This window comes from Plantactinospora sp. BC1, from assembly GCF_003030345.1.
Classification (GTDB): Bacteria; Actinomycetota; Actinomycetes; order Mycobacteriales; family Micromonosporaceae; genus Plantactinospora.
Map to the genome: position 1 here is coordinate 3,722,124 of NZ_CP028158.1, position 17,218 is coordinate 3,739,341.

Here is a 17,218-nt window from a genome sequence, read left to right on the forward strand (position 1 = left end):
GCGCGTCGACGCCGGTAATTGCCTTGCCGAGCCGCCCTTCCGGTCGCATGATTCAAGGCGTGACATGGCAGGAACCGCACACCGCACGCCGCCGCTGTCGGCGTGCCGGGTCCCTGGCCTGACCGGACGACATCGCGCGCGATCTCGGCGCGCCGGTCCGGCGACCGCCGGACCCGAGGGCCCCGCCCGGGGCCCGACGCCGGGTTCTCGGACAACCCGGCCTCCCGCGGCGGCGCGGGGCGCGGTCACCTCTCTCATCGGGTACGACGCAGGTCGTGCCAGCGCCCGCCCCGCGCCGCCGCACCACACCCGCGCCGACCGGCCGTGACCATCCCGACCCGTCCGGCCGCCCTCAGGTGAGGACGAGGCCGACCAGCCAGACGCCGGTGATGCCGAGCGCCGCCGCCAACTCGACCAGCAGGGCGAGCCCGACCGCCGAGAGCGCGTGCCGGGTGGACGGCCACGCCTGCTTCGCGTCTCCGAGCCGGGCCAGTTCGGCGAGCCAGAGCCCGAGTACGAAGCCGAGCACCAGCCCGACCACCGGCACCACGAAGAACCCGACCAGCCCGAGTACGCCCCCGGCGAGCAGCGACATCGTCGGTACCCCGCTGCGCTTGAGGTTCCGCCCCGGCCAGAGGTACTTGATCGTGGTGCCGAGTACGGCGATCACGGTGGCGAGGCCGAGCACCACCCAGCGGCCGAACCCCTCGCCGTCGCCGAAGAACGACCAGACCACCACGCCCAGCCAGCACAGGATCAGCCCGGGGATGATCGGCACGATCACCCCGCAGACGCCGATCACGATCGTCACGCCACACAGGAGGGTCACCACGGACTCGGTGTCGGTCATGTCCACGTCCTCCAGGGTGCCCTACCGGCTCGACCCGCACCGCATCCGCCACCCCGGGTCGGACGGGCACGCTCCGTCACCGGACGGCACCCTGGCAGCGTCAGACGGCACCCTGGCAGCGTCAGACGGCACCCTCGCGGCGGCGCTGTGCGCGGGCGGCCAACCACCGGGTGATCTCGTCCTCCGGGGCCGGCGCGGCGAAGTACCGGCCCTGGGCGGCGTCGCAGCCCAGCGCCCGGAGCTGGTCCGCCTGGCCGAGCGTCTCCACCGCCTCGGCGGTGACGGTCAACCCGAGCGCGTGGGCCAGCCGCACCAGCGCGTCGACGATCCGCCCGTCCACCAGGCCCTGCCGGTCGCTGGACCGGATCCCCTCGACGAACGGCCCGGCGAGCTTGAGGTTGTGGATCGGCAGCCGGCGCAGGTACGCCAGGTTGGAGTAGCCGGTGCCGAAGTCGTCGATCGCCAGCCGTACCCCCAGGGCGGCCAGCCGGCGCAGTGCCGGCAGCGGCTCCCCCGCCGTGGCCATCACGGCGCTCTCGGTCAGTTCGAGTTGCAGCAGGTCGGCCGGGAGTTCCGTCTGGCGCAGCACCTCCGAGACCGTGCCGACGATCTCCGGGTCGCGGGCCTGCCGGGCGGCCAGGTTGACGCTGACCACCAGCCGGGCGTCGGTGAACTCCCGGTGCCACCGGCTGGCCGCCTCGCAGGCCCGGGTCAGCACCCAGCGGCCGAGGTCGACGATCAGCCCGGTCTCCTCGGCCAGGCCGATGAACTCGTCCGGGCCGAGCAGCCCCAGCTCCGGATGCCGCCACCGGACCAGCGCCTCCACCGCGCAGATCGTCTCGTCGGCCAGGGTCACGATCGGCTGGTAGTCGACAGTGAACTCGCCCCGGGCCAGCCCCGCCGACATGCCGGCGACCAGGGCCGACCGGGTCTGCTCCCGGGCCCGCCGCGCCGGGTCGTAGCTCACCCACCGGCTCCGGCCCTCGGCCTTGGCCCAGTAGAGGGTGACGTCCGCGGCCTTCATCAGCTCGCCGACCGAGGTGGTGGCGAGCGGCCCGGAGACCACGCCGATGCTGGCCGAGACCGACAGCCGGTGCTCGCCGATCTGCACCGGCTCGGCGACCGCCGCCAGCGCGAGGTCGGCCACCGCCTTGACCGCCCGGCAGCCGGCGTTGTGGTCGATCAGGATCACGAACTCGTCGCCGCCCATCCGGGCGACCAGGTGCCCCTGCCCGGCCACGCAGTCGGCGAGCCGCCGGGCGACGGTGACCAGCAGGTTGTCGCCGAGGTCGTGCCCGAGACTGTCGTTGACCGCCTTGAAGCCGTCGAGGTCGAGGAAGCAGATCCCGACCCGGTCGTCCGGCCCGCCGGTGGCGAAGACCTCGCCGAGCCGCTCGAAGAAGAGGGTACGGTTCGGCAGCCCGGTCAGCGGGTCGTGCGACGCCTGGTAGCGCAGCCGCTGCGCGAGCTCGTGCCGTTCGGTGATGTCCTCCACCATCGCCACGGTGAACCGGGGCCGCCCGTCGTCGTGCCGGATCAGCGACACCGCGAGGTCGGTCCAGACCGCGCTGCCGTCCTTGCGGTAGTAGCGCTTCTCGACCCGTACGGCGTCCTGCTTGCCCTCGATCAGTTCCTGGTACAGCTCCCACATCCCGGCCGCGTCGTCGGGGTGGAACAGCGCGGCCACGTTGATCTCGCGCAGTTCGGCCACGGAATAGCCGAGCAGTTCGGCGAAGGCCCGGTTGACGTCGATGATCTGCCCGTCGAGGTCGGCGATGCCGATCCCGATCGCGGCGTCGACGAAGACCGCCCGGAACCGCGCCTCGCTGTCCCGCAGCGCCTGCTCGACCCTGTCCCGGGCCTCCCAGGCGGCCTGGCCGATCCGCTCCTGCTCGCGCAGTGTCCGCTGACGCAGCGCGGCGGCGAACCCGGCCGACAGGGCACCCTGGAGGGCGGCGACCCGGGGTGCGGCCGTCGACTCGGGCAGGCCGGGCAGGACGACGGAGCGGAACTGCTCGCCGAGGGCGCGTACCGACCAGTCCAGTACGCCCGGCTCGGTGAGGTGGGCGTCGACCAGGGCCCGGCCGACGTCGTACCCGGGCTGGGCGGTGAACGGTTCGGCCAGGGTCGCCTCGGCGAGTCGTACGCTCTGCGCCAGCAGCAGCCGCTCGTTCTCGGGGGTACTCGTCGCCACGAAGCCGCACCGGGCCACCTCCCGGGCCCAGCGTCGCGCGTACAGCCGCGCACCGGACCCGTCGTACCCCGGCTCGGCGACGGAGGCGGACACCACTAGCCCGCGCCGCGGTCGTGCCGGCCCACGCCGCCGAACGCCCCGAGCCGCTCCGGATGCTCCCCCGGGTCGGTCGGTTCGTCGGGTCGCCAGAGCGGCATGTGCACGACACCCGGTTCGACGATGGTGAAGTCGCCGAAGAAGGCGGTGATCTCGGCCCGGGAGCGGAGGGTGATCTCGGTCGACGTCCGGGCGGAGAGCCGCTGCGCGTCGAGCATCTCCCTGGGCTGGTCCTCGTGGGTCGAGTGGGAGAGCAGCAGGTAGCTGCCGGGGACCGTGGCGGCGCGCAGGGTCGCCAGGATCTCCTGCGGATGGTCCGAGTCCGGGACGAAGTGCACCACCCCGGCCAGGAGTACGGCGACCGGGCGGCTGAAGTCGATCACCCCGAGCTTCTCGGCCTCGGCGAGGATCCGCTCCGGCTCCCGCAGGTCGGCGTGGATCACCCCGGTGTACTCGTTGCCGGCCAGGATCGACCGGCTGTGCGCCACCGCCACCGGGTCGATGTCGACGTACGCGATCCGGGCGGTCGGGTTGAGCGCCTGGGCGACCTCGTGCACGTTGCCGACGGTGGGGATGCCCGAACCGATGTCGAGGAACTGGTCGATGCCCTCGCCGACCAGCATCCGTACGCCCCGGCGCAGGAACGCCCGACCGGCCCGCATCGTCTCGGCCAGGTTCGGTGTCATCCCGGCGATCTGCTCGGCGAGCTGCCGGTCGATCTCGAAGTTGTGCGCGCCGCCGAGGAAGTAGTCGTAGACCCGGGCGGCGCTGGGCCTGGTCAGATCGATGTCCGCGGGTAGCCCGTCCGGAAGTCGCATGTCCGCCTCAGCTCGTCACTCCGGCCCGTGCAGGGGCTGGTCGGCCACGACCTGCACCCGGCAGGAAGCGCCGACGAACCCGGCGGGGTCGTGGTGATCGACCCACACTTTAGGGCCTGCCCAGCGGATCTTCTACCGGCCGTACGGTGGCGGGATAGGTTTGGCCGCATGGCGCAGGCGGCGGTCGTCCGGGAGATCGGCATCGATGGTCCGGTCGTCCGACCGGCCGGCCGGTGCGGCGACCGGATCGGCGCTCCGGCCCGGCCCCAACCCGTCCGGAGGTGACGCGCCGCGAGGTGACCCGCCCGGAGCTGGTGGGTACCGCTGTCACCGCGGCCCGGCGGCCCGCCGTCGCGTTCGCCTCGGCGGCCTGCACGCTGCTCGGTACGGTCGCGGTGGCTCTCGCCGTGTTCGTCGGCCCGGCCCCGGAACTCGCCGCGTACGTCAGCGAGACCGGCGCCTCGGGCGGTGCCACCGTCTGGGCGTACCGGATCGGCCTGCTGGCCGCCGCCGCCGGGCAGATACTGCTCGGCGCGGCCCTGCCCACCGTGTCGCGGCTGGCGACCGGGCTGCTGGTGGCGAGCGCGGCCGCCACGGTGCTCTCGGCCGGGGTGAGTTGTCGCGCCGCCTGCCCGCTGCCGCCCTTCGACCGGGTGACCCTGGCCGACCTGGTGCACGGCGGGGCCAGCATCGCGGCGGTGGCCGGCACCGTCTTCGCGATGCTGGCGGTGGCCGGGACGACCGGCGCGCCCCGGACGCTGCGCGGGATCTCGGCGGCCGCCGCCGCGGTCGCGCTGCCGCTGTCGGCGGTTGCCGGGCTCGCCCTGCTGCTGGTCGGCCGGAGCGTCCTGATGGGCGCGGTCGAGCGGCTTCTCCTGCTCGACCTGGCCGCCTGGGTGATCGCCACCGCGCTCACCCTCGGGCTGCCCCGGGCCGCCGCCGGGGCGGCGCCAGCGGGCGAACCTGCGGGTGCGCCGGCCCGAGGCCGGCGTGCCGGGCCGGCGGGCCGGGGAGGCACGGGCCGCCTGTAAGGCGCCTCACGACGGTCCGTCCTTTCATTACCGGCCCGGGCGTCGTATCGTCTCTTGACGATGACCAATGTCTGGTTCCTGACCGTGCGCCTGTATGTCGACCTCCGACTACAGGCCAGCGGCTGTTGTCGCGGCTGACGCGTTCTCCGCCGACCACAGACCGCCAATCCGGCGTACCCCCCGGTCACCAACCGCCCGCCGGATCCAGACCCTGGGACTTCCCTATGATTTCGGCTCTTCGCAAGATCCCCTTCTCGGCACAGATCCTCGCCGGCCTGGTCCTCGGCGTCGCGCTGGGCTACCTCGCCCGGGCCGCCGACCTCTCCTGGCTCGGCACCACCCTCGACCAGATCGGCAGCATCTTCGTCCAACTGCTGCGGCTCGCCGTACCCCCGCTGGTCTTCACCGCCCTGGTGGTCAGCGTGGTCAGCCTGCGCGGAGTGGCGAACGCCGCCCGGCTGGCGCTGAAGACCCTGCTCTGGTTCGGCATCACCGCGCTGATCGCGGTCGGCGTCGGCATCGGGCTCGGCCTGCTGGTCGACCCCGGCCGGGGCGTCACCCTGGACATCGCCGGGGCCAAGGCGCCCGAGCGGACCGGCTCGTGGACCGACTTCCTCACCGGCATCATCCCGGAGAACCCGGTCGGCGCCTTCGTCGAGAACAACGTGCTCCAGATCGTCTTCCTGGCCGTGGTCGCCGGGATCGCGTCGCTGCTGGTCGGCGCCGCCGCCGAGCCGTTCGTCAACTTCAACCGGGCACTGCTGGCGATCACCCAGAAGGCGCTCTGGTGGCTGATCCGGCTCGCCCCGATCGGCACGCTGGGCCTGATCGGCCACGCCGTCGAGGCGTACGGGTGGGACCTGCTGGCGCCGCTGGCCAAGTTCACCACCGCGGTCTACGTCGGCTGCGCGATCGTGCTGCTGGTGGTCTACCCGCTGGTGCTGATCGTCGGCGGCAGGCTGAACCCGCTGCGTTTCTACGCCGGCACCTGGCCGGCGATCGAGCTGGCCTTCGTGTCCCGCTCGTCGGTCGGCACCATGCCGGTGACCCAGCGCTCGGTGGAGCAGATCGGCGTGCCCCGCGAGTACGCCTCGTTCGCGGTGCCGTTCGGCGCGACCACGAAGATGGACGGTTGCGCGGCGATCTACCCGGCGCTGGCCGCGATCTTCGTCGCCCAGGTCTTCGGGGTCAGCCTGAGCCCGCTGGACTACCTGCTGATCGCCTTCGTCTCGGTGGTCGGTTCGGCCGCCACCGCCGGGCTGACCGGTGCGCTGGTGATGCTGACGCTGACCCTGAGCACGCTGGGGCTGCCGCTGGCCGGGGCGGGTCTGCTGCTCGCCATCGACCCGATCCTGGACATGATCCGCACCGCCACCAACGTCGCCGGGCAGGCGCTGGTGCCGACCGTGGTCGCCGCCCGGGAGGGCGTACTCGACCGGGCCGCGTACGACTCGGCCGGCCGGCGCGAGATCATCGACGAGGAGCCTCCGGCCGAACAGCCGGCCCGGGACCGCGAGCCGGCCCCGCAACCGGCCTGACGTTACCGTGACCGTGGTCTCCTGCCAGCTCCAGTAGAGCGGTGGGAGGCCACGATCCGTTTCCGGCGCCCCGGCCGGGGCAGCGAGGGAAGAGGCGAGGATGAGTGAGCTGTTCAGCCCGTTGACGCTGCGCGACGTGACGCTGCCGAACCGGATCGTGATGTCCCCGATGTGCCAGTACTCGGCGGGTCCGGACGGGCTGCCCACCGACTGGCACCGGGTCCACCTCGGCTCCCGGGCGGTCGGCGGGGTCGGGCTGGTGATCAGCGAGGCGACCGCGGTCGTACCCGAGGGCCGGATCAGCCCCCGGGACACCGGGCTCTGGTCGGACGCCCATGTCGACGCCTGGCGGCCGATCACCGCGTTCGTCGCCGGTGCCGGTGCGGTGCCGGCGGTGCAGCTCGCGCACGCCGGCCGCAAGGCGTCGACCTACTGGCCCTGGTCGGAGCGGAAGGGCGGGGTGCCGGACGGGGAGGGCGGCTGGACCCCGGTCGGTCCGGGCACCGAGCCGTTCGTGCCGGCGTACCGGACACCGGCCGCCCTGGACCTCGCCGGCATCGACCGGGTGGTCGAGGCGTTCGGGCGGGCCGCCGCGCGGGCCCTGGAGGCCGGTTTCCGGGCGGTCGAGATCCACGCCGCGCACGGCTACCTGCTGCACGAGTTCCTCTCCCCGCTGGTCAACACCCGCACCGACCCGTACGGCGGCGACCTGGCCGGGCGCAGCCGGTTCGCCCTGGAGGTGACCCGTACGGTCCGGGCGGCGGTCGGCGACGACGTACCGGTGCTGGTCCGGATCTCGGCCACCGACTGGGTGCCGGGCGGCTGGACCCCGGCCGACAGCGTGCTGCTGGCCAAGCTGCTCGCCGAGGCCGGCGCCGACCTGGTGGACTGCTCGTCCGGCGGCAACGTGCCCGACGCCGAGATCCCGCTCGGCCCCGGCTATCAGGTGCCGCTCGCCGCCCAGCTGCGCCGGGAGGCCGGGGTGCGGACCGGCGCGGTCGGGCTGATCAGCGAGCCGGAGCACGCCGAGGCGATCGTCGCGACCGGCGACGCCGATCTGGTGCTGCTCGGCCGGGAGCTGCTGCGCGACCCGTACTGGCCGCGCCGGGCGGCGGACCGGCTCGGCGCCGCCGTGCACACCCCGGAGCAGTACCTGCGGGCCTGGTGAGCCGGCGGCCGGCCCTCGCCGCCGTTCAGAAGAGCACGGTGGCGAAGGTGCCGACCGAACGGAACCCGCACCGCTCGTAGACCCGGCGGGCCGGGGCGTTGTAGTCGTTGACGTAGAGGCTCACCGTGGGCGCCACCCGGGCCAGCGCGTCCCGGACCACCGCCGCCATGGCGGCGACGCCGATCCCCCGCCCCCGCCAGGCCGGGTCGACCCAGACCCCCTGGATCTGCGCGGTGCGCCGGGTGACGACCGCCAGCTCGGCCTTGAAGATCACCTGGCCGTCGACGATCCGGGCGTACGCCCGGCGGGCCCGGACCAGTTCGGCGACCCGCTGCCGGTACGCCCGGCCGCCATCCTCGGCCAGCGGCGACACCCCCACCTCCTCGGTGTACATGGCCACCGCCGCCGGGAATAGCGCGTCGATCTCGCCCGCGCGTACCGGATGCACGTCCGGGTCCGGCGCCACCGGCGGCGCCGCCCCGGTCGCCAGCAGCGGCTGGTTCGGGCGTACGTCCCGGGCCGGTCCCCACCGGCCGGAGAGCCGCTCCCAGAGCCCGAGCACCCCGTCCGCCCGGCCGACGATCGACGAGCAGGTGCGTTCCTCGGCGCCGAGTGCCTCGGCGAAGGCGGCGATCGCCGGCCGGCCGGCGCAGACCGGGGTGACCTGGCCGCCCAGCCAGCAGAGCGATTCGAGGTTGTCCCGGGTGCCGTAGCCGAGCACCCGCCCGTCCGCCCGCCACCAGGACAGGCCGTTCGCGGCGATCCGCTCGGCCACCTGCGCGGCGGCGTACGGGTCGAGGTCGAGGATCCGCTCCACCGCGCCGCGTTCGGCCTCTCCGAGCTGGCGTACCGGCACCATCAGCACGCCTACCAGCGTGCCAGATCATCGGCCGGGGGACGGGCCGGATCACCGCGCCGGCTCCGGGCGGGTCCGGACATCCCGACCGTTACGCGGACTCCCGGACGACCAGCTCGGTGGGGAGGATGACCGCCGCGTGCGAGTCGCCGGCCAGGTGTCCGAGGAGCAGCCGGACCATCTCGGCGCTGATCCGCTCCCACGGCTGCCGGATGGTGGTCAGTCGCGGTACGGAGGTGCTGGCCACCTTCGAGTCGTCGAAGCCGCCGACCGCGACGTCGTCGGGGATCCGCTTGCCGGCCTTGCGCAGCGCGGCCATCGCGCCGGTGGCCATCAGGTCGGAGCTGACGAAGACGGCGTCCAGCTCCGGCACCTGGCGCAGCAGCCGCTCCATCGCCGCCTCGCCGCTGTCGAAGGTGTAGTCGCCGGTCACCACCAGCCGGGGATCGGCCTCGCCGAGCACGTCGTGGTAGCCGGCGAGCCGGTCCACCCCGCCGGAGGTGTCCAGCGGGCCGGTGATGGTGCCGATCCTGCGGTGCCCCCGGGAGCGCAGGTAACTGACCATCTGCCGGGCGCCGCCCCGGTCGTCGGCGGCGACGTAGCTGACGTCGCGGTCCCGGCCGAGCGGGCGGCCGACGGCGACGAAGGGCAGGCCCCGCTCGTCCAGCTCGTCCAGGAGCGGGCTGCCGGCGTGGGAGGAGATCACCAGTGCGCCGTCCACGTGCCCGGCGGTGACGTACCGGCCGACCCGCTTGCGGTCCTCCTGGGTACCGGCGATGGTCAGCAGCAGCGTGATGTCGTGCTCGGCCAGCTCCTGGGTGCAGCCCCGGAGCAGGATGTTGAAGTTCGGGTCCTCGAAGAGCCGGTCCTGTGGCTCGGAGAGGATGAACGCCACCGAGTCCGAGCGCTGGGTGACCAGGCTCCGGGCGTGCTGGTTGAGCACGTACCCGGTCTTGCGGATCGCCCGCCGGACGGCCTCCAGCGCCGGGCCGCTGACGTTGTGCCCGCCGTTGAGCACCCGGGAGACGGTGCCCCGGGAGACGCCGGCCACCGCCGCCACGTCGTCCATGGTCGGGCGGGGTCTCGTCCGGCGGGTACGGCTACGGCTGCGGTCGGGCGCGGTCACGCTGTCATTGTCCCCGGGTCGGCTGCCAGCGGCGGCATCGGAGCTTGTGACACACCTCGCCTACGCCTTGACCGAGCCGGAGATCAGGTCCACCCGCCAGTACCGCTGGAGGGAGAGGAAGAGGGCCACCAGCGGAATGATCGACAGGAGTGAGCCGATGATCACCAGCCGGTAGAGCGCGGGCTCGGTCGAGCCCCGGTTGAGCAGCGTGTAGAGCCCGAGCGTGACCGGGAACCGGTCGTCGTCGGCGAGCATGATGAACGGCAGCAGGAAGTTGTTCCAGATGGCCACGAACTGGAACAGGAACACGGTGATCAGTCCGGGGACCATCATCGGCATCGCCACCCGGCGGAAGATCCCCAACTCGCTCGCGCCGTCCACCCGGGCCGCCTCGATCACCGAGTCCGGCACCGCCGAGGCGGCGTAGATCCGGGCCAGGTAGATGCCGTACGGGCTGACGATGCTGGGCAGCAGCACCGACCAGTACGTGTCGGTGAGCCCGACCTTCGCCAGCAGCAGGTACTGCGGGACGGCCAGGATGATCCCCGGCACCAGCACCCCGGCGAGCAGGACGTTGAACACCGCCGACCGGCCGGCGAACCGGTATTTGGCCAGGGTGTAGCCGGTCAGCCCGGAGACCAGCGCGGAGAGCACCCCGCCGACCCCGGCGTAGAACGCGGTGTTGAGCATCCACCGCCAGAAGATCCCGTCCGCGTACGTCGACAGGTCGGTCAGGTTCTCCAGCATCGAGGTGCTCGGGGCGAAGGTGAAGCTGGTGAAGAGCGTCGACCCGCTCTTCGTCGACGCCACCAGCACCCAGACCACCGGCAGCAGGCAGTACACCGCCCCGATCAGCAGTACGGCGGTGGGCACCACCTGCGGCCAGCGGGACCGGTCCGGCCCGCCGGCCGCTCCGCTCGCGGTGGCCGGCGCCCGGTCCGGGGTGCGGATCTCGGCGGTTCTGGTCGCCATCTCAGCGCTCCTCCTGTCCGAATGCCCGGTTCTGCACCAGCCGCAGGAAGCCGAAGGAGAGCACCAGGGTGACCGCCGCGATCAGCACCGAGGTGGCCGCGGCGGCGTACGGGTCGTCGGTGGCGAAGGCGTCCCGGTAGACCTTCATCAGCGGCGTCCAGGCCGACGAGATCGAGTTGGTCAGCGGTCGGAGCGCCATCGGTTCGATGAAGACCTGAAGGGTGGCGATCATGCTGAACACCGTGGTCATCACGAGCGCCGGTACCAGCAGCGGGATCTTGATCCGCAGCGCGATCTGCGCCTCGGAGCAGCCGTCGAGCCGGGCCGACTCGTACAGCTCGGCGGGGATCGCCCGGAGCGCGGTGTACAGCACGATCATGTTGAAGCCGACGCCGCCCCAGAGCGCGATGTTGACCACCGCGAAGAAGACGGAGTCCCGGCCGAGAAGGTCCGGTTCGGGCAGCCCGACCCAGGCCAGCAGGTCGTTGACCGGGCTGGTCGCCGGCAGGTAGAGGAACCCCCAGAGCAGGCTGGCGATGATCGCCGGCACCGCGTACGGGAGGAAGATGGCGGTCCGGGCGAACCTGCCGTAGCGGACCCGGGGCCGGTCCAGCAGCAGGGCGAGGAGCAGGGCCAGACCGAGCATGGTCGGCACCAGCAGTGCCCCGTAGCCGAGCACCCGCAACCCGCCGGACCAGAGTTCCGGGTCACCGATCGCGTCGCGGTAGTTCTCCAGGCCGGCGAAGATCTCCCGCCGGGCGGCCCGGCCGAGCCCGAGCCCGCTCACCTGCACCTTGCGCAGGCTCAGGTATCCCGCGTAGCCGATCGGCAGGATGACGAAGAGGAGGAAGAGGATCACCGCCGGGGCGAGGAAGGCGTACGGGGCTGCCGTACGCCTTCCCCGGCGGCCGACCCGGGTGGTGGCCGTGGACATCGACGCTCCGTTCGGTCGGCCGGTTGTCGTCATTGCACCGCACCGGCCGCGACGCGCGGCCCGGTGCGCAGGGCGGCTCAGCCGGCGACGGTGAAGCCGTTCTTGCGCATGTCGGCCACCGTCGCCGCCTGCATCGCCTCGACGGCGGTGCTGAACGGCGCCCGTGCCGTGATCGCCTTGGCGAACTCGTCCTGGTAGGCCTGGTAGGTGACGTTCACGTTCGGTCCCCAGGTGACCCCGGCGGCGGTATCGGCGATCTGCTTGGCCACCGGGTAGAAGTCGGCCTGCCCGGCGAAGAAGTCCGGCGGCTGGGCCAGCGCCGGGCCGGCCTGGGCGTCCCGGGCGGCCGGGTAGACCGCGCACTCCCGGACCAGCATGGTGGTGGCGGCCGGGTCGGTGTTCAGCCAACTCGCGAACTTGACCGCCGCCGCCTTGTGCTTCGACGCGGCGGTCACCCCGGTGGAGGAGCCGCCCCAGTTGCCGGTCCTGTTCTCGCCGGCGCTCCACTGTGGCAGCGGGGCCATCGCCCACTTCCCCTTGGTCTCCGGCGCGTTGCCGCTCAGCACGCCGGGTCCCCAGACGGCTCCCGGCCAGGCCAGCAGGCTGCCGTCGTTGAGCGACTTGTTCCACTCCGGGGTGTACATCGGCTTGCCGTCGACGACGCCCTCGGCGACCAGGCCGCTCCAGTAGTCGGCGACCTTCTTCGTCGCCGCGTCGTTGACGCTCACCCGCCAGGACTCGCCGTCGATTCCCCACCAGGAGGCTCCGGCCTGCTGGGCGAGGCCGGCGAACCATCCGGGGTCGGTGGCGGAGAAGGTGGTCAGGTGGTGCTTGGTGCTCTTGCTCCGCAGCGTACGCGCGGTCTGGGCGAACTCCTCCCAGGTCTTCGGCACGGTCAGGCCGAACTGCCGGAACAGGTCGGTCCGGTAGTAGAGCATCATCGGCGCGGCGTCCTGCGGGATCGCGTAGACGGCGTCGGTGCCGAGGGTGACCTGCTGCCAGGTGCCCTCGGCGAACTTCTCCTTCAGCGGCTTGGCCTGCTCGGCGATGTCGGCGAGGACGTCGTTGCTGACCAGCGTCGGCAGGGCCTGGTATTCCACCTGGGCCAGGTCCGGCGGGTTGCCCGCCTTGGCCGCGGTGAGCAGCTTGGTGATGATGTCCGCGCCCCCGGCCTGCCGGCTCAGCGTCACCTTGATGTCCGGGTTGTCGGCGTTCCACCGGTCGACGAGCGTCTCGATCTTGGGAGCCCAGGACCAGAAGGAGAGCTCGACCGGCCCGGTGGCCTCCGGCTCGTCGTCCGAGTTCGAGGTGCAGGCGGCGAGGAGACTGGCGCCGAGCACCAACGCCAGGACCTTCGCGCCGAGCGAACGGGTCATCTCAACCTCACAGTTTTCGCTGTGTCATCTGCTGTTGATCGGACAGAAACAACTGGGAGCGCTCACAGTCTTGGACCCACGATCGATCATGTCAAGGGACTCTTTAGTGCTTGTTCTCCTTGTAGATCCGTGTGCAATCATGCGCACTACCATTGGGAGCGCGCACAGTTCGGAGATCCCGCATGAGTCAGACCCCGCATCTGGTGGTAACCGCGACGGACGCACCGGGGCAGGCCGGGCCGTTGCCCCGGCTCGACCGGCTGGCGTACGGCGGGGACTACAACCCCGAGCAGTGGCCCGAGCACGTCTGGGCCGAGGACGTCGAGTTGATGCGTACCGCCGGGGTGAACCTGGTCAGCGTCGGGATCTTCTCCTGGGCCCTGCTGGAGCCCGCCGAGGGGAGCTTCGACTTCGGCTGGCTCGACCGGCTCCTCGACCGGCTGCACGACGGCGGGATATCCGTCGACCTGGCCACCCCGACCGCGGTACCCCCGGCCTGGTTCCGCCGGCGCCACCCGGAGGCCCGGTTGGTCGATCGGCACGGCGTAGCGCTGGGCGGCGGAGCGCGGCAGTCCTTCTGCCCCAGCTCACCCGCGTACGCCGAGGCCAGCGCCCGGATCACCGAGGCGCTGGCCCGGCGCTACGCCGAGCACCCGGCGCTGGTGCTGTGGCACTCGCACAACGAGTACGGCGGGGTCAACGCGCTCTGCTACTGCGCCACCTCGGCGGCCGCGTTCCGGGACTGGCTGCGCGACCGGTACGGCGACCTGCCCCGCCTCAACGACGCCTGGGGCACCACCTTCTGGGGCCAGCGGTACGGCGACTGGGCCGAGATCGAGCCGCCGCTCGCCGCGCCGACCGCGGTCAACCCGGCCCAGCAGCTCGACTTCCTGCGCTTCTCCTCCGACGCGCACCTGGACAACTTCCGCCGGGAGCGGGACATCCTGCACCGGCTCTGCCCCGGCGTACCGGTGACCACCAACTTCATGCTGGCCAACTGCAAGACCATCGACTACTGGCGCTGGGCCGACGAGGTGGACGTGGTCTCCAACGACCACTACCTGCGGGCCGAGGAGCCGGACAACCACATCGAGCTGGCGATGTGCGCCGACCTGACCCGGGCGGTCGCCCGGGGCCGGCCCTGGCTGCTGATGGAACACTCCACCTCGGCGGTGAACTGGCAGCCGCGCAACATCGCCAAGCGCCCCGGCGAACTGCGCCGCAACAGCCTGACCCACCTGGCCCGGGGCGCCGAGTCGGTGCTCTTCTTCCAGTGGCGGGCCGCCCGGTTCGGCGCGGAGAAGTTCCACTCCGCGATGCTGCCGCACGGCGGCACCGAGACCCGGATCTGGCGCGAGGTGGTGGCGCTCGGCGCCGAGCTGCCCGCCCTGGAACCGCTGCGCGGGACCCGGGTGGTCGCCGACGTCGCGGTGCTCTGGGACTGGGAGTCCTGGTGGGCCGTCGAGCTGGACTGGCGCCCCTCGGTCGACCTGGACTACCGGGAGCGGATGGCGGCGTACTACGAACGACTCTGGCGGGACCGGCTCACCGTCGACTTCGCCCACCCGGAACGGCCGCTGGACGACTACCGGCTGGTCGTGGTGCCGAGCCTGTACCTGACCACCCCGGCCGCCGCCGAGAACCTCCGCCGGTACGTCGCCGGAGGCGGCACGCTGCTGGTCTCGTACTTCTCCGGGATCGCGGACGCCGACGACGCCGTACATCCGGGGGGTTATCCGGGGGCGCTGCGGGACCTGCTCGGCCTGACCGTCGAGGAGTTCCTGCCGCTGCGCTCCGGCGAGACGCTGCGCCTCGGTCCGGCCACCGGGGACGCCTCGGAGACCGGGGCCGCCCCGCTGACCGGGGACGTCTGGGCCGAGGCGGTGCTGCCGCACGGGGCGGAGCCGGTGCTGCGCTATCTGGACGGTCCGGCCGCCGGTGGTCCCGCCGTCACCCGACACTCCCTCGGCGCCGGCCACGCCTGGTACGTCTCCACCCGGCTGGACGCGGCCGGGCTGGCCCCGGTGCTCCGGGCGGCGTACCGGGACGCCGGCCTGGTCCCGCCGGACGGGGTGCCGGACGGGGTCGAGCTGCTCCGGCGGGCGGGTGCGGACGGGAGCCGGTTCCTGATCGCTATCAACCACGCCGACCGGGACGCGGAGCTGCCGGCCACCGGCACCGACCTGGTGGACGGCAGCGTCCACGATGGAGTGCTCCGGGTGCCGGCCGGCGGCGTACGGGTGCTGCGCACCGGCTGACCCTGACCCGGCCGCGAACGCCAGCCGGCTCCGCCGCCCGCCGGGGTACGGGACGGCGGCGCACCCGCCCGTCGTCCCCGCCGCCCCGGTCGTCCGACCGCCTCGCCGTCGTCCCGCCGCCCGGCCGTGCCCGTGCGGCGGCGGTGTCGGCGGCGGCCGGCCTCTTGACATCGTTCGACGCGGATGGTTCTGTGAGCGCTCACAGCAACAATCGCTCACCAGACGCCTAAGTTGAGCGTTACCGCAGCTAGCACCGGTCCTCTTCGAGTTGTGAGCGCTCCCAACCGTGGCGCCGGTGGGCGAGATTGGTGCCCTGGCGGAGCCGCCTGGGCACCCTGGTCGAGTCCACCGAGGAGCGTTTGTCGATGCAGCAGAGAAGACTCGGGTTCGGGGCCGTCGCGCTGGTCGCCGCCGTCGTCGTGGCCCAGCCGACCCCGGCGGTCGCCGGGACCGGCGGCGGGGTTCCGGCGCCGACCGGCACCGTGCGGAACCCCGGTTTCGAGACCGCCGGTCCGGACGGCTCACCCGCCGGCTGGTCCGAGCGCGGTCAGCGGTCCGCCAGCTACGTCGAGCCGGGCGGCCGGTCCGGCGGGAACCGGCTCACCCACTCGGCCGACCACTCGTACCGGGTGGCGACCGTCCAGCGGCTCACCGGGCTGCGCCCCGGCGACCACACCCTGCGGGTGGCGGTACGCGCCAGCGGCGGCCAGCGCGACGCGTACGTGGCGCTCAGCGGCTGCGGCGGGCCGACCCGCCGGGTCGAACTGCCGCGCACCGGCGCACAGTGGTGGGTCGAGGTGGCGCTGACCACGAGGGTCCGCTCCGGGCACTGCACGGTCGAGCTGGTCTCGGACGGCAACGCCGGGGACTGGGCACACTTCGACGACCTCACGCTCCGCCCGGCCACCCGACCGGCCGGCGCCCCCGCACTGCGGATCGCCGGGGCCGACGTCTCGCACCTGACCAAGAACGAGCACCACGGCGCGGTCTACCGCGACCGCGTCGGACGGCCCGGCGACGCGCTGCGGATCCTCGCCGACAACGGCGTCAACTACGCCCGGGTGAAGGTCTGGGTGAACCCGGCCGACGGCTTCAGCGACAAGGCGGACGTACTGGCCAAGGCGCGCCGGGCGAAGGCGCTCGGCATGGGCCTGCTGATCGACTTCCACTACTCCGACACCTGGGCCGACCCGGGCAAGCAGTTCAAGCCGGCCGCCTGGGCCGACCTCCCCTTCGACCAGCTCCGGCAGGCGCTCTACGACCACACCTACGACGTGGTGTCGAGCCTGCGCCGGCAGGGCACCCCGGCCGACATGGTGCAGATCGGCAACGAGATCAACGGCGGGATGCTCTGGCCGGACGGGCGCTGGGACAACTGGGACGGGCTGGCCGCGCTGCTCACCGCCGCCAGTACCGCGGTCACCGACGCCTCGCCGCGCAGCAGGGTCGCGCTGCACCTGGCCGAGGGCGGCGACAACGACGGCCACCGGTGGTGGTTCGACAACGCGGTCAGCCGGGGCGTGCCGTTCGACCTGATCGCCGTCTCGCACTACACGTACTGGCACGGCCCGCTCGGCTCGCTCCAGGCCAACCTCCTCGACCTGACCGCCCGGTACGGCAAGCCGGTGATGGTGGTGGAGACCGGGTACGGCTTCACGCTGGCCGAACAGGACCACGAGGCCAACATCTTCAACGCCTCGCTGCAACAGGTCGCCGGCTATCCGGCCACCCCGGCGGGTCAGGCCGAGGCGATCCGCGACATGGTCACCACCGTCTCCGCCGTACCCGGTGCGCTCGGGATCTTCTACTGGGAACCGACCTGGACCGCGGTCGACGGAGCCGGTTGGGATCCGGCCGACCCGACCTCCGGGGACGGCTGGGAGAACCAGGCGCTCTTCGACTACTCCGGACGGGCCCTGCCCGGACTGCGGGTACTCGGCGACGCCGCCCGATAGCTCCAGGTAGGCCGGCGTCCCGGAGGAGGTGACGGCGGCCCGCCTG

Annotated in this window: 13 protein-coding genes; 5 read left to right on the top strand and 8 right to left on the bottom strand. The window is 72.8% G+C overall.

The window, feature by feature from the left end; translation table 11 throughout:
- Window positions 1-352: 352 nt before the first annotated feature.
- From C6361_RS16075 to C6361_RS16085, 3 genes are all read right to left on the bottom strand, one after another.
- A complete protein-coding gene (locus tag C6361_RS16075) occupies window positions 353-856 on the bottom strand; it encodes a DUF456 domain-containing protein (RefSeq protein WP_107258509.1) in 504 nt (167 codons plus the stop codon).
- Window positions 857-971: 115 nt separating this feature from the next.
- Complete coding sequence (locus C6361_RS16080) at window positions 972-3,137, bottom strand: bifunctional diguanylate cyclase/phosphodiesterase (protein ID WP_234359521.1); 2,166 nt, start codon at window positions 3,135-3,137, stop codon at window positions 972-974.
- A 2-nt stretch (window positions 3,138-3,139) separates the two neighbouring features.
- Window positions 3,140-3,958, bottom strand: a complete 819-nt coding sequence (locus C6361_RS16085; RefSeq protein ID WP_107258507.1) for an SAM-dependent methyltransferase — start codon at window positions 3,956-3,958, stop codon at window positions 3,140-3,142.
- 281 nt (window positions 3,959-4,239) lie between these two features.
- Between C6361_RS16085 and C6361_RS16090 the strand changes: the two genes are divergently transcribed.
- The 3 genes from C6361_RS16090 (at window position 4,240) to C6361_RS16100 (ending at window position 7,695) form a co-directional block, all read left to right on the top strand.
- A complete protein-coding gene (locus tag C6361_RS16090; RefSeq protein WP_159079347.1) occupies window positions 4,240-4,989 on the top strand; it encodes a DUF998 domain-containing protein in 750 nt (249 codons plus the stop codon).
- 224 nt (window positions 4,990-5,213) lie between these two features.
- Window positions 5,214-6,527 (top strand): dicarboxylate/amino acid:cation symporter, encoded by a 1,314-nt coding sequence (locus C6361_RS16095; RefSeq protein WP_107268220.1) that lies wholly within the window; start codon window positions 5,214-5,216, stop codon window positions 6,525-6,527.
- A gap of 100 nt (window positions 6,528-6,627) precedes the next feature.
- Complete coding sequence (locus tag C6361_RS16100) at window positions 6,628-7,695, top strand: NADH:flavin oxidoreductase/NADH oxidase (RefSeq protein WP_107268221.1); 1,068 nt, start codon at window positions 6,628-6,630, stop codon at window positions 7,693-7,695.
- Window positions 7,696-7,720: 25 nt separating this feature from the next.
- Here C6361_RS16100 and C6361_RS16105 read toward each other — a convergent pair whose 3' ends face one another.
- The 5 genes from C6361_RS16105 to C6361_RS16125 all read right to left on the bottom strand — a co-directional run bounded on the left by C6361_RS16105 (window position 7,721) and on the right by C6361_RS16125 (window position 12,959).
- Window positions 7,721-8,560 carry a DUF4081 domain-containing GNAT family N-acetyltransferase gene (locus tag C6361_RS16105; RefSeq protein WP_107258503.1) on the bottom strand — a complete coding sequence of 280 codons (840 nt, stop codon included), beginning with the start codon at window positions 8,558-8,560 and terminating at the stop codon, window positions 7,721-7,723.
- Between the two features lie 82 nt (window positions 8,561-8,642).
- The gene (locus C6361_RS16110) at window positions 8,643-9,677 is read right to left on the bottom strand and encodes a LacI family DNA-binding transcriptional regulator (RefSeq protein WP_199853369.1); all 1,035 of its coding nucleotides are present in this window, start codon (window positions 9,675-9,677) and stop codon (window positions 8,643-8,645) included.
- 60 nt (window positions 9,678-9,737) lie between these two features.
- A complete protein-coding gene (locus C6361_RS16115; RefSeq protein WP_107268222.1) occupies window positions 9,738-10,649 on the bottom strand; it encodes a carbohydrate ABC transporter permease in 912 nt (303 codons plus the stop codon).
- A 1-nt stretch (window position 10,650) separates the two neighbouring features.
- Window positions 10,651-11,583, bottom strand: coding sequence for a carbohydrate ABC transporter permease (locus tag C6361_RS16120; protein ID WP_107268223.1), 933 nt, complete (start codon window positions 11,581-11,583; stop codon window positions 10,651-10,653).
- Window positions 11,584-11,660: 77 nt separating this feature from the next.
- On the bottom strand, window positions 11,661-12,959 hold the full coding sequence (locus C6361_RS16125) for an ABC transporter substrate-binding protein (RefSeq protein WP_107258499.1): 1,299 nt from the start codon (window positions 12,957-12,959) through the stop codon (window positions 11,661-11,663).
- A 182-nt stretch (window positions 12,960-13,141) separates the two neighbouring features.
- On the opposite strand from C6361_RS16125, the gene C6361_RS16130 reads away from it, so the two are divergent.
- Both C6361_RS16130 and C6361_RS16135 read left to right on the top strand, forming a co-directional pair.
- Entirely contained in the window at window positions 13,142-15,217 is a 2,076-nt protein-coding gene (locus tag C6361_RS16130) for a beta-galactosidase (RefSeq protein ID WP_107268224.1), read from the top strand.
- A 365-nt stretch (window positions 15,218-15,582) separates the two neighbouring features.
- Window positions 15,583-17,172: an arabinogalactan endo-1,4-beta-galactosidase gene (locus tag C6361_RS16135; RefSeq protein ID WP_107270986.1), complete on the top strand. Its 1,590-nt coding sequence runs from the start codon at window positions 15,583-15,585 to the stop codon at window positions 17,170-17,172.
- The last annotated feature ends 46 nt before the right edge of the window (window positions 17,173-17,218 follow it).